The sequence below is a fragment of the Bradyrhizobium sp. LeoA1Lang genome (assembly GCF_055413685.1).
Genome location: NZ_JBVAPG010000093.1, coordinates 1 through 12,194 on the forward strand (window position 1 = coordinate 1; position 12,194 = coordinate 12,194).

Below are 12,194 nucleotides of genomic sequence, written 5' to 3' on the forward strand. Positions count from 1 at the left end.
GCCTATCCTTATCGCCATCCTTACAACTATCTTTTGACATGGTGACCTCGTGACGAAACAATCCACGAGATCTTCCTAGCCGACCAGATCAGCCCTCAGTGCGTGGTCGCCGGATGACGCTCACGTTGCGTCTAACGGCATCGTCCTCTCCTCCTTTGTTTTGAACATGTTGTCTTGAACGAATAGCTTCCCCTCACGATCCGCTGAGCGGTCGCGTGAAGTGTGAAGCAGTAAATTTCAGACGTGAGATCTTCCGCTCTTCGCGGCAGTTTGGTGCCGCCCGCTAGACAACAGCGGCTCTGAAGCCGCTCATCTATTCGAGCAACTGTGCGTCAACTCAGCTATTGGGTATCATTCCGAACTCAGATGTCGGGAGCACAACGATGTATGTGCTGTTGTCCAAATCCGAACACCTGACTTTACCTGTCGACTTGGCGTTCAGCCGCAATCACCTCTTTCGACGACTAATCGCTTCTGAAACTTCGTGAATCTGCAAAATGTGCTGTGCGAAATAATCAACGTAACGTTGTATTAAACTACGCCGCCGGATCGACGGAGTCAATGAGATGGTCACTCGGTGCGACACTAATTCTCTTCATCAGCAATCATGGATCGCTGGCGCAAACGATCCCGCAAGCGCATACGAACGAGCGAACGCTGCCGACTTACATTGCGGCTTTGCTTTCAATAAGCCGCCGTTGAGACCAGGCATTTGTGCGTCTGTGGATGCTGCACTCGGCATGATCAGGTAGCCAGATGGAACGCACGCCTTATCCGGGCTACGCTTATGCGCGCTCTGCGATGATCGCGAGCGCATCGGCGCCCTTGATTGGCTCATCGGTCGGCAACTTCAGGAAATCAGCGGGCGCACCCGAGATCGCCTGGTCGAGCAGCGCGCGATAGCGGCGGCGGGGGATTTCGAGCGCACCGAAACTGCGCAGGTGCTCAGTGACATATTGCGTGTCGAGCAACTCAAAGCCGCCGGCAATCAGCCGCGCCACCAGATGCACCAGGGCGACCTTCGAGGCGTCGCGCGCCGTGTGGAACATGCTCTCGCCGAAGAAGGCGCGCCCCAGGCTGACGCCGTAGAGACCGCCGACCAGTTCGCCGTCCTGCCAGGCCTCGACGCTGTGGCAGTGGCCGAGCCGATGCAGCCCGACATAGAGCTCGCGGATGCGCTTATTGATCCAGGTGTCCTCGCGTCCTTCCGCCGGAGCGGCGCAGCCGGCAATGACGGCCTTGAATGCGGTGTTGACCGTCACGGTGAACGCATCCGAACGCACCGTGCGCGCCAATCGCGAGGTGATGCGAAAGCCTTCGAGTGGGATCACGCCGCGCATTTCCGGCTCGACCCAGAACAGGGTGGGGTCGTCGGCGCTCTCGGCCATCGGAAAGATGCCGCAGGCATAGGCGCGCAGCAGCACGTCGGGTGTGATCTCGGATGCGGCGGAGTCGCGCGATGTCATGGTTGCAGGATAGCAGGCGAGCGCAGGCGGCGCGATAGGGGCTGATACGCCAGCATGATCCGGAAAGGTGGAAACCGGTTTTCCGAAAAGAGCATGCTCAAACAACGAGATGAGATCATGATCCGATTTCGTCCAATCGGATCATGATCTCAAGGCTAGCTCGCGGCGGCGCTGGCGGATTTCGCCGCTGCGGCGCTGGCACGGGGAAAGCGCACCAGGATGCGCGTGCCGCCATGGTCGGGATCGCGCTCGACGCTGGCCTCGAGCTTGGAGGCCATGGCGCTGACGATGCGCTGGCCCAGGCCCGTGGAGCGTGGATCGGCCTTGACGTTGAGGCCGACGCCGTCGTCGGAAATCGCCAGCAGCAGATCGTCGCCCTCGGCCTTGAGCTCGACATGGATCGGGCCGGCGCCTTCTGGATAGGCATATTTCACCGCATTCATCACCAGCTCGTTGACGATGATGCCGATCGCGACCGCGCGATCCGGATCGATCTCGATCGGATCGGCCTTCAAGGTCAGCCGCGACATCCGGTTGCCTTCGGCCGAGCGGCGGAGATCTTCGAGCAGGGATTCCAGATACTGGTTCAGCAGCACGCTCTTCAGGTCGTGCGAGGTGTAGAGGCGGCGGTGGACCTGGGCGACGGCGGCGACGCGGCCCATTGCGTTGGTGAGCGCCGCCTTGACGTCGTCCTGTGTCGCCGAGCTCGCCTGCAGGTGCAGGAGCGAGGCGATGATCTGCAGCGAGTTGCCGACGCGGTGATTGACCTCGCGGAGCAGCACCTCGCGCTCGGCGGCGAGCGCGGCGAAGCGGTCGCGCGAGGCGTGGATCTCGGCTTCCGCCTCGTCGCGCGCCCGCTGCAATTCCGCCTGACGCAGCGCGCCGTTGACGGCAACCTGGAGCAGCGGAATGAATTCGCCGTGGATGTCCTTGACGAGATAGTCTGCCGCGCCGGCCTTGAGCGCGGTGACGGCGATCGCGGAATCCTGCGAGGCCGTGACGAACACGACTGGCGGCGCGTCGGGAATTTTCAGGATCTGCTCGAGCGTCTCGAGCCCGTCGAGGCCCGGCATGTACTGGTCGAGCGCGACCACGTCGATGCCGCCTTCGGCGATGCGGTCCAGTCCCTGCTGGCCGCTCGCGGCATGTACCACCTTCAGCCCGAGCCGCGTCAGGCCGCGGTCGACGAGACGCGCCAGCGCCTCGTCATCGTCGATATAGAGCAGGGTGGGGCTCGTGGTACTCATGCTGCCGCTGGCGGAACCTGGATGACCGAGAAGAACAGTCCGAGTTGGCGGATCGCGTTGGCAAAGCTCTCGTAATTCACCGGCTTGGTGATGTAGACGTTGCAGCCGAGCTCGTAGCATCGCTTGATCTCCTGCGAATCGTCCGTCGTGGTCAGCACCACCACAGGGGTCGACTTCAGGTGCTTGTTCTCCTTGACCCGCTTCAAAATATCGATGCCGATCATGTCGGGCAGGTTGAGATCAAGCAGGATGAGCAGCGCCTTGCCCTTTTGGTCTGTGCCGCTTCCATCCGGGCCGAAGAGATAGCCGACCGCGTCTGTACCGTTCCTGAACGGCAAGATCTTATTGTTGACACCGGATCGGCGAATATTCCGCTCAATCAGCCGCGCGTGGCCTTCATCGTCCTCGATCATGATGATGGTGACTGGATTGCTCATGCATCTGCCTTCCGTTTGGCGGCCCAGTTGACTGGAAGTGTTATCGTGAATGTGCTGCCCTTGTGAAGTTCCGAGGCGACCGACATGGTTCCCCCGAGACGTCGCACCAGCGTGCGCACATGCGCGAGCCCGATGCCTTGGCCGGGCTTGTCCTGGGTTCCCGCCCGGCGGAACAGCTCGAAAATGCGCTGGTGATCCTTGGGATCGATACCGCGGCCATTGTCGCTGATTTCGAAGATCGCGAAGCCGAGCTTGGTGCGCCCGCGGATCGCGATGTCGCCGGGAACGGCGTCCCTCAGATATTTGAGCGCATTGTCAATCAGATTGGAGAAGATCTGCTCCAGCGCAAGACGGTCGCTGGTGATCTCTGGCAATGGCTCGATGCGGATTTGCGCATTCGCCTCGGCGGCCTGATGCGCCACGGTGGCGGCGATGCCCTCGATCAGCTCGCGTGTGTTGATCCGTTCCGGACTGAATTCGCGCCGACCCTCGCGGGTGAGATTGAGGATCGCGGTGATCAGGCGGTCCATCTTGGCGATCGAGGATTTGATGAAGCCGAGCGCCTCGGAGAAATCGTCGGAGAGCTGCTTGTCGGCGCCCTCGAGCGCAGGCTCGGCGCTGTCGGTGGCGTTCTCCGGCAGCGCGGCGGCTTCCGAGGCGGTGTGGCTCAGGGCGGCGATCCGCTTGAAGATGTCGCCGCGCAGCTCCTCGAGCTCGCTGGTGAAGCCCATGATGTTGACGAGTGGCGAGCGCAGATCGTGACTGACGATATAGGCAAAGCGCTGGATCTCGTCATTGGCTTCGCGCAGATCGGCGGTGCGCTCCTGGACGCTGGTCTCCAGCGTGACGTTGAGGTCTCGCAGCTTGGTCGCGGCCTCATCGCGGACGCGCGTCGAGCGGCGCACCTGGAACGCCGCGATCGCGCCAAGCGCAATCACGATGCACGACCCGGCGATGGTGACGGAGGACGCCAGTATCTGCGAACGGTCGCCATTGGCCGTCCGCAGATCGAACAGCCGCTCTTCCTCGGCGTGCATCTTGTCCGTCACGTCGCGAATGATGGCATTGGTATTGCCGGCGGCCGCCTCGCGGACCAGCGCCGCGGCACTGGTCGGCTCGTCGCGCTTGATAAAATCCATTTCGCGCTTGAACTGATCGAGCCGGATGTCGATCGCCGCGCGCATCTTCTTCACGTTCTCGACCTGGAACGGATTATCGGCTGCGAGCTGCGCCAGCTTGTCCGTATAGGGGGTGACGTTGGCCACGGCCTGCTCATGATCGGTCAGGAATTCCGGCCATCGGGTCAGGAGATAGGCGCGGGCCGCACTTTCGGCGCGGCGGAGCTCGAGCAGAACCGCGTTGATCTGGTTTTCCACCTCGACGGTGTGGACCACCAAGGCGTTGTCCTGGCGCGCCTTGTTCACCAGCAGGACGGACGCGGCGCTGATCGCAACCAGCACCAGGAGCCCCGCCGCGAGCAGCAGGATCTGCCCCAATGCGCGTCGGCGCCTGGTATCAGACGTCACGGGTGCCTCGTGTCATGGATCCGGTGGGCTGCAAGCGGTCCTTGGGGTGGGAAATCCCGGTCGCTGCAAACGCACGGTTCCATGCTTTGTTCCATGCGGAATGGAACTGGCTTGGGCCGCCTGACCTTGAGCCCGTCAGCCGATGGTCGGCTGCCCGGCGAGATACTGCTCCAGCCAGTGGATGTGATAGTCGCCATCGATGATGGAGGGCTCGCGCACCAGGGCGCGGAACAGCGGCAGCGTGGTCTCGATGCCGTCGACCACCATTTCGTCCAACGCCCGACGCAGCCGCATCAGGCATTCGCCACGGGTCTTGCCGTGCACGATCAGCTTGCCGACCAGCGAGTCGTAATAGGGCGGGATGACATAGCCCTGGTACACTGCGGAATCGATCCGCACGCCCAGGCCGCCGGGCGGGTGGTATTGCGAGATGCGTCCAGGTGAAGGGCGGAAGGTCTGCGGGTTCTCCGCATTGATGCGGCATTCGATGGCGTGGCCGATGATCGCGACCTCGTCCTGCTTCGCCGGCAGGTCGCCGCCGGCGGCAATCCGGATCTGCTCGAGCACGAGGTCGATATCGGTGATGCTTTCGGTGACGGGATGCTCGACCTGGATGCGGGTGTTCATCTCGATGAAATAGAACTCGCCGTCCTCGTAGAGGAATTCGATCGTGCCGGCGCCGAGATATTTCAAGTCCCGCATCGCCTTCGCGCAAGTTTCGCCGATCTTTGCGCGCTGGGCGGCCGAGAGGACCGGCGAGGGACCTTCTTCCCAGACCTTCTGGTGGCGCCGCTGCAGCGAACAGTCGCGCTCGCCGAGATGAATGGCGCCCCCGCGGCCGTCGCCGAGCACCTGGATCTCGATGTGGCGCGGCTTCTGCAGGTATTTCTCGAGATATACCGACGCGTCGCCGAACGCGGATCTTGCTTCGGTGGCGGCGGTGGAGAGCGCTAGCGCGAGATCGGCTTCGCTGTGCGCGACTTTCATGCCGCGCCCGCCGCCGCCGGCGGCGGCCTTCACCAGCACCGGGAAGCCGATCGACCTGGCGATCGCCATTGCATCGTCATCGGAGCTCACGGCGCCGTCGGAGCCGGGAACGACGGGAATGCCGAGGCGCTTGGCGGTCTTCTTGGCCTCGATCTTGTCGCCCATCAGGCGGATGTGCTCGGCCTTCGGACCGATGAAATGCAGATTGTGCTCGGCCAGGATCTCGGCGAAGCGGGCATTTTCCGAGAGGAAGCCGTAGCCGGGATGCACCGCTTCGGCGCCCGTGATCTCGCAGGCCGCGAGCAGGGCGGGAATGTTGAGATAGGAGTCCTTCGACGGCGGCGGCCCGATGCAGACGCTCTCGTCCGCAAGCCGCACATGCATGGCATCCGCGTCCGCGGTCGAATGCACGGCCACCGTCGAAATGCCGAGCTCCTTGCAGGCGCGCAGCACGCGAAGCGCGATTTCACCGCGGTTGGCTATGAGGATCTTGTCGAACATGGCGCCTCAGGAGGGGAGTGGCGAATGGCGAATAGCGAATGGGAATTCTTCACCACTCGCTATTCGCCACTCACCATTCGCTATTCGATAATTACCAGCGGCTCGCCGAATTCGACCGGCTGGCCGTCCTCGACGAGGATCTGCGTCACGGTGCCCGCGCGCGGCGACGGAATCTGGTTCATCGTCTTCATCGCTTCGATGATCAGCAGCGTCTGTCCGGCTGACACCTTGGCGCCGACCTCGATGAAGGGTTTTGCGCCCGGCTCCGGCGCCCAATAGGCGGTGCCGACCATGGGCGAGGGCACTACGCCCGGATGTTTGGCGAGGTCGGTCGCCGCAGCGGCAGCCACGGGCGCAGCCACCGACAGGGCCGGTGCGACGGCCGCCGGCACGGCCGCGGCAATGCTGACGTTGCGCGCGACACGCAGCCGGACGCCCGCGCGCTCGATCTCGATCTCGGTCAGGTGGGTCTCGTCGAGCAGGAGCGCGAGTTCGCGGATGAGCGCGGCGTCATCCTTGTCGTTGTCTTTGCCGGGCTTTGCGGCGGATTTGTCGTCTGGCTGGCGCGCCATGATCTTGGTCCGAAACTCTCTGTCTGATGACGGGGAATGCGTCAGGCTGTCGCCTTGGCGCCGATCCTGGCGGCGAGGCCTGATATCGCGAGGCGATAGCCATCGATGCCGAAGCCGCAAAGCGACGCAAAGGCGGCTTTAGCAGTGAAGGAATGATGCCGGAAGCTCTCGCGGGCATAAATGTTGCTGATATGCACTTCGACGGTCGGAATTTTCACCCCGACCAGCGCGTCATGCAGCGCGATCGAGGTATGGGAATAGGCCCCCGCATTGATGATGATGCCGACCGCCTGCTTCGCCTGCGCCTCATGGATGAAGTCAATCAGCTCGCCCTCGCGATTGGACTGCCGGCAGTCCGCGGTGAGGCCAAACTGGGCCGCGGTATCCCTGCAGAGCTTCTCGACGTCGGCGAGCGTGGCATGGCCATAGGTCTCGGGTTCACGGGTCCCGAGCAGATTGAGGTTCGGGCCGTTGAGCACATAGATCGTCGCGGCAGGGGCCTGGGCCATCCGGAGTTCCAAGAAATAGCGCTAAAGCGTTTTGGGCAGGATTCTTTCGGAAACCGGGGTTCCGGATCCTGCTCCAGGTCGCGGGTTTATAGGTAACAACGGACCCGAGGGAAAGCTTTAGGTTTGTTGGAAACCGGTTCAAACGGCTCATTCGGGCTGTCAGATAACCCGGCTAACTCATAGAAAATGCTAATTAACCAACTTCTGTGGAAAAGCCCCTATTGGCCCGTACGGCCGCGAGCAGCGTGCCGGCGGGCAGGATAAAGCGAGGGCGGGTTGGACCCGCCCTCGCGTGGGAGCCAATGTTAGCCCTCGATAATGTAGACGATCTCATGCGTCTCGGGACGCACGATCACGTAGCGGCCGCCGACCAGGATGAACTGATAGCCGCGCCACTCCGGATAGATTTCGACGATCCGAGATGGAAGCGCATGGAAACGCACGGTTGAAGGCACGGTGGTGCCGACCGAGACGTTGAAGTTCACGTTCTTAACTTCCTCGACTCGCTCCGACTTGATCGCGGAGGTGATTTGGGTCCGCTTCTCGGCCGGCGGAGCAGCGGTTGCCGAGGTTGCGGCGTTGCCGGTCGTGGTTTGCGAGCGGCTGGTGTCGGTCGCGCCCTTCTGAGTCTCCGTGCCGCTCTTGTCGCGGCTTTCGGCGGCGGTGCCGCCGCTCTTGTCGCGAGTCTCTGCATTCATGCGATCGCGACCTTCGCGGCCTTCGGCCTTCATGTTGCTGCGGTCACGGCTGTCGCGACCTTCAGCCTTCATGTCCTTGTCGCCCTTGGTCCTCTCGTTGTCCGAGCTCATGCTCTTCGACTTCTGACCGGGCGTGGTGTCCTGCGCGTTCCTGTCGGCTGCGCCACCTCTGTCGGAATCCGACCTCATGCCAGAAGAGCTCGAGCCCTTGCCGGACTGCTCAGCGCCACTCGTACCGGTGGTGCCGCTATCACGGTTCATCGTGCCTGAAGACGCGCCGCCGCCGGATGGAGGGCTGTGCTGCGTCGTGGCGCCGCCACCGGACGACGGTGACTCGCGGCTCGTGCCGGTGCCCTGCGCGTTCGCAAAGCCGGTTCCCGCGATCAAGGCCGCTGCCGCGACCGAAATCAACAAGCGGTTAGTCATTTCGATTCCTCCTCAAGAAGTCCTGCATTGCCCACGCCGACAACGAAAGGAGCAGAGCGACGTTCCGAACCGATATCGGTTCCACGTGGTTTGTTTTATGAATGCGCGATGAATGGAAGTGTGCAGAACCACACAAACAAAAAGGCCGGCTAACGAGCCGGCCTTTGCGCATCCAATATTGTTTTGCTGTTACGTCAGCACGTCGCCTTGCCGCAGCGGGCGATGCCGATCTTTTCCTTCAGATTCTCCAGCCCGACTGCGCCGATCACGACCTGCTTGCCGATCACGTAGCTTGGCGTGCCGTTCATGCCCATGGCTTCCGCGAGCTTGAAGTTCTCTTCGATGGTCGCTTTCGCTTCCGGGCCCGCCATGTCCTTCTCGAGCCTAGCCATGTCGAGGCCGACTTCCTTGGCGACCGCCATTGCGCGTGCCTTGTCGGCGGCGCCACGGCCGCCGAGCAGCTTCTGATGGAAGTCGAGATATTTCTTGCCGGTCGGATCCTGCATGCGCACGGCGACAGCAACCTGCGCGGCTTCCACCGAGCCCTGGCTCAGCACCGGAAATTCCTTCAGCACGACTTTCAGCTTGGGATCGGCCTTCATGAGGTCGATCATGTCGACCATCGCGCGTTTGCAGTAGCCGCAGTTGTAGTCGAAGAATTCCACGAAGGTGACGTCGCCGTCCTTGTTGCCGAGCGTCACGCCGCGTGGCGAGTTGAAGATCACATCCGCATTCTTCGCGATGCTCGCCTGATGCTTCTCGGCCTCGGCCGCGGCCTGGCGCTTGGTCAGCTCGGTCATCGCCTCCTCGAGCACCTCGGGATGCGTGATCAGGTAATTGCGCACGATGCTCTCGATGTCGCTGCGTTGCGTATCGGAGAAGCCTTGCGCCGATGCCGGCAGCGAGGCGCCTGCGAGCGCCGCGGCGAGCAGGGCAGGAGCGAGAAAACGGAACGGGCGCATGAGCAAATCCTTGTGCGGTTTGGCAATCGTTGTAGACGATTTACGTTGATGGCTAGTTGTTTTTCTGACCCGGCATCGGCTTGGCGCTCACAATATCGTCAGCCTTGACCCAACCGGGGGTTCCGATGGCAAAGCGCGTCTTGGCACGCGAGGCCAGCTCGCGCGCGGTCTTGCTGTCGCCGCGCAGATAGGCGGCCTGGGCGGAAGCGAGGTCAGCCTGCGCATAATCGCCCTTGCGGCCATAGGCCATGGCGAGCTGGGTATAGCCGATCGGCGCCTCGCTCTCGCGCGCCACGGCGGCGCGCAGGATGTTGATGGCTTCATCGGTGTAGGCGTTGTTGCTCGTCGCGACCAGCGCCTGGCCGAGCAGCATCTCGATCAGGGGCGCGTTGCCCGAGAGCTGCACCGCCCTGCGCAACGGCGCGATCGCCTCCGCCGGCCTGCCGCCCTCGAGCAGCGCCTGGCCGCGCAATTCATAGAAATAGGCGTTGTTGGGCTGCGCCTGGATCAGGCCGTCGATCTGGGCCAGCGCGCTGCGGAGATCGCCGTGCAGATAGGTCGAGATCGCCCGCGCGTAGCGGGCGGGCAGGCCGTTGTTGGACGAAGGATAGCGGCGATAGACGGTGTCCTGCCGCTCCATGAAAGCGGAGATCTTGGCGCGCACCATGTCGTGGCGCATTTGCAGCGCCGCATCGTCCTTCTTGTCCCAATAGGGGCTGGAGCGCGCGATCTCCGCCAGCGCCGCCACGCGATCAGCCGGCATTGGATGCGACATCAGATACGGATCGGCGCCGCGTGCCGCGAACAGGCTTTCGTCGGTGAAGCGCTTGAACGTTTCGTACATGCCCTTGGCGGACTGGCCGGTCGCGTTCAGGAATTTCACGCCGGCGCGGTCGGCGTTCTCTTCCTGCTGGCGCTGATAGGAGAGCAGCGTTCGGCGGATCACTTCCTGCGGCGCCGCGACTGCCGCGGCACCGGCATTGGCGAGGCCGCTGTTCGCGCCGCCGCGTGCGCCTGCGACCATCGCGCCGGCGCCGAGCAGCATGGCGATGATCATCTGGGTCTGCGCCTGCGCCAGTTGCTCGCGGAGCTTTGCGAGATGGCCACCGGCAAGATGCCCTGTTTCGTGCGCGAGCACGCCGATGATCTGGTTCGGCGTCTCCGACTGCATGAGCGCGCCGTAATTGACGAAGATGCGGCGGCCGTCGGCAACGAAAGCGTTGAAGGTGCTATCGTTGATGATGACCATCTGGATGTTCTGCTTCTCCAGTCCCGCGGCGCGCAGGATCGGCCTCGTATAGTCGCGCAGCAATTGCTCGGCCTCGGTATCGCGCAGGATCGGCGGGCCCTTGTTCTCCTGCGCCAGCGCCATCGTGGGCGCGACCGCCAGCGCGATTGCGGTGGCGAGCGCAGTCAATTTCAGGGTCTTCTTGCGAAGCGCGAAACGGAGCAGCATGGAGCGGTCTTAGCGATTGGCGGCGGGCCACGGACAATATATGCCCTAACAAACCGCCGAATGCGGCCAGTCTGGGGCGCAACCGGTCGTTACGGAACCCGAAACCGGCGACGCCGGCCCAAATAGCAGATATCCATGCCCGAAGCGACATTTAGAGACCGCGTGAATCACCTTTTGACCGCTTCGGGAAGGAGCGAGGTTCCGCCCTTCATGGTCATGGACGTGATGGCGGCGGCGGCGCGAATCGAGGCGGCCGGCGGGCATGTGATCCACATGGAGGTCGGCCAACCGGCGGCGCCGGCACCGAAGGCGGCGATTGCAGCCGCCCACGCGGCGCTCGACGATGGACGCATCGACTATACCTCCGCGCTCGGCATTCCCTCGCTGCGCGCGCGCATCGCGCGGCATTATCGCGAGACGTATGGATGCGAGGTCGATGCCGAGCGCATCGTGATCACGACGGGCTCGTCGGGCGGCTTCATCCTCACGTTTCTCGCGATGTTCGAGCCGGGCGATCGCGTAGCGGTCACCGTGCCCGGCTATCCGCCATACCGCCATATCCTGAGCGCGCTCGGCTGCGAGCCGGTGCTGATCGAGACGACGAACGAAACGCGGCATGCGCTGACCGGCGAAGCGTTGCTGGACGCGCATCGCAAGGCGCCGCTCAAAGGCGTTCTGGTGGGCAGCCCCGCCAATCCGACCGGCACGATGATGTCGCGCGAAGCTCTTGCAAGCCTGATGGCGGCGGCCGAGAGCGCCGGCATCCGCTTCATCTCGGACGAGATCTATCATGGGCTCGACTACGCCTTCCCGGCGGTGACTGCAGCCGAATTGTCCCCACACGCCCTCGTGATCAATTCGTTCTCGAAATATTTCTGCATGACCGGTTGGCGGGTCGGCTGGATGGTCGTGCCCGAGCCGCTGGTGCGCCCGATCGAGCGGCTGCAGCAGAACCTCTCGATTTCGGTGCCGACGCTATCGCAGATCGCAGCCGAAGCCGCCTTCGATGGCCGCGAGGAGATGGAAGCGATCAAGCGCGGCTATCAGGAGAACCGGCGCATTCTGATCGAGGGGCTGCCGAAAGCGGGGCTGACCAAGTTCCTGCCCGCGGATGGCGCATTCTACCTTTATGCCGATGTGTCGGACTTTACGTCCGACAGCTTCGAATTTGCCCGCCAGATGCTGGAAAAGGCCCATGTCGCGGCGACGCCGGGCGTCGATTTCGATCCGATTCACGGCCGCGCCTTCATCCGTTTTTCCTATGCGCGGTCCGCAGAGGAGATGCAGGAAGCGGTTGCGCGGATTGCTGGTTGGCTTAAATAGCGCGCCAGTTTGTCACACCCCCGGAGTTGGCCTTGTCCGTCAGATCGGTATCTGTGTCCGCCGCCGCCAGGCATTTTCCTCTTG

11 protein-coding genes are annotated in these 12,194 nt (G+C 63.0%); 1 reads left to right on the forward strand and 10 read right to left on the reverse strand.

Features of this window, described 5'->3' with window-relative positions; all coding sequences use genetic code 11:
- Nucleotides 1-785: 785 nt before the first annotated feature.
- The 10 genes from aat to ACZYOF_RS27125 all read right to left on the reverse strand — a co-directional run bounded on the left by aat (nt 786) and on the right by ACZYOF_RS27125 (nt 10,787).
- A complete protein-coding gene (gene aat, locus ACZYOF_RS27080) occupies nt 786-1,466 on the reverse strand; it encodes a leucyl/phenylalanyl-tRNA--protein transferase (RefSeq protein WP_463717699.1) in 681 nt (226 codons plus the stop codon).
- A gap of 155 nt (nt 1,467-1,621) precedes the next feature.
- Nucleotides 1,622-2,713 carry a sensor histidine kinase gene (locus ACZYOF_RS27085; protein ID WP_463717700.1) on the reverse strand — a complete coding sequence of 364 codons (1,092 nt, stop codon included), beginning with the start codon at nt 2,711-2,713 and terminating at the stop codon, nt 1,622-1,624.
- Nucleotides 2,710-3,150, reverse strand: a complete 441-nt coding sequence (locus ACZYOF_RS27090) for a response regulator (protein ID WP_463717701.1) — start codon at nt 3,148-3,150, stop codon at nt 2,710-2,712. The genes ACZYOF_RS27085 and ACZYOF_RS27090 overlap by 4 nt, the downstream gene beginning before the upstream one ends.
- Nucleotides 3,147-4,676, reverse strand: coding sequence for a sensor histidine kinase (locus ACZYOF_RS27095; RefSeq protein WP_130582759.1), 1,530 nt, complete (start codon nt 4,674-4,676; stop codon nt 3,147-3,149). The genes ACZYOF_RS27090 and ACZYOF_RS27095 overlap by 4 nt, the downstream gene beginning before the upstream one ends.
- A gap of 135 nt (nt 4,677-4,811) precedes the next feature.
- Nucleotides 4,812-6,164 (reverse strand): acetyl-CoA carboxylase biotin carboxylase subunit, encoded by a 1,353-nt coding sequence (gene accC, locus ACZYOF_RS27100; protein WP_130582760.1) that lies wholly within the window; start codon nt 6,162-6,164, stop codon nt 4,812-4,814.
- A gap of 80 nt (nt 6,165-6,244) precedes the next feature.
- Nucleotides 6,245-6,736, reverse strand: a complete 492-nt coding sequence (gene accB, locus ACZYOF_RS27105; RefSeq protein ID WP_282527982.1) for an acetyl-CoA carboxylase biotin carboxyl carrier protein — start codon at nt 6,734-6,736, stop codon at nt 6,245-6,247.
- Between the two features lie 41 nt (nt 6,737-6,777).
- Nucleotides 6,778-7,245: a type II 3-dehydroquinate dehydratase gene (aroQ, locus tag ACZYOF_RS27110; RefSeq protein ID WP_282527981.1), complete on the reverse strand. Its 468-nt coding sequence runs from the start codon at nt 7,243-7,245 to the stop codon at nt 6,778-6,780.
- Nucleotides 7,246-7,550: 305 nt separating this feature from the next.
- A complete protein-coding gene (locus ACZYOF_RS27115) occupies nt 7,551-8,369 on the reverse strand; it encodes a DUF1236 domain-containing protein (RefSeq protein WP_463717702.1) in 819 nt (272 codons plus the stop codon).
- 194 nt (nt 8,370-8,563) lie between these two features.
- Nucleotides 8,564-9,331 carry a DsbA family protein gene (locus ACZYOF_RS27120; protein ID WP_463717703.1) on the reverse strand — a complete coding sequence of 256 codons (768 nt, stop codon included), beginning with the start codon at nt 9,329-9,331 and terminating at the stop codon, nt 8,564-8,566.
- Nucleotides 9,332-9,383: 52 nt separating this feature from the next.
- On the reverse strand, nt 9,384-10,787 hold the full coding sequence (locus ACZYOF_RS27125) for a M48 family metalloprotease (protein WP_463717704.1): 1,404 nt from the start codon (nt 10,785-10,787) through the stop codon (nt 9,384-9,386).
- Nucleotides 10,788-10,922: 135 nt separating this feature from the next.
- On the opposite strand from ACZYOF_RS27125, the gene ACZYOF_RS27130 reads away from it, so the two are divergent.
- Nucleotides 10,923-12,110 (forward strand): pyridoxal phosphate-dependent aminotransferase, encoded by a 1,188-nt coding sequence (locus tag ACZYOF_RS27130; RefSeq protein ID WP_463717705.1) that lies wholly within the window; start codon nt 10,923-10,925, stop codon nt 12,108-12,110.
- Nucleotides 12,111-12,194: the final 84 nt, after the last annotated feature.

What these genes read in the sequence shown, in the direction of transcription:
- ACZYOF_RS27090 (WP_463717701.1), bottom strand. Translation starts at nt 3,150, where the DNA reads ATGAGCAATCCAGTCACCATCATCATGATCGAGGACGATGAAGGCCAC.
- aat (WP_463717699.1), bottom strand. Translation starts at nt 1,466, where the DNA reads ATGACATCGCGCGACTCCGCCGCATCCGAGATCACACCCGACGTGCTG.
- ACZYOF_RS27115 (WP_463717702.1), bottom strand. Translation starts at nt 8,369, where the DNA reads ATGACTAACCGCTTGTTGATTTCGGTCGCGGCAGCGGCCTTGATCGCG.
- ACZYOF_RS27120 (WP_463717703.1), bottom strand. Translation starts at nt 9,331, where the DNA reads ATGCGCCCGTTCCGTTTTCTCGCTCCTGCCCTGCTCGCCGCGGCGCTC.
- ACZYOF_RS27130 (WP_463717705.1), top strand. Translation starts at nt 10,923, where the DNA reads ATGCCCGAAGCGACATTTAGAGACCGCGTGAATCACCTTTTGACCGCT.
- accB (WP_282527982.1), bottom strand. Translation starts at nt 6,736, where the DNA reads ATGGCGCGCCAGCCAGACGACAAATCCGCCGCAAAGCCCGGCAAAGAC.
- ACZYOF_RS27085 (WP_463717700.1), bottom strand. Translation starts at nt 2,713, where the DNA reads ATGAGTACCACGAGCCCCACCCTGCTCTATATCGACGATGACGAGGCG.
- aroQ (WP_282527981.1), bottom strand. Translation starts at nt 7,245, where the DNA reads ATGGCCCAGGCCCCTGCCGCGACGATCTATGTGCTCAACGGCCCGAAC.
- accC (WP_130582760.1), bottom strand. Translation starts at nt 6,164, where the DNA reads ATGTTCGACAAGATCCTCATAGCCAACCGCGGTGAAATCGCGCTTCGC.
- ACZYOF_RS27125 (WP_463717704.1), bottom strand. Translation starts at nt 10,787, where the DNA reads ATGCTGCTCCGTTTCGCGCTTCGCAAGAAGACCCTGAAATTGACTGCG.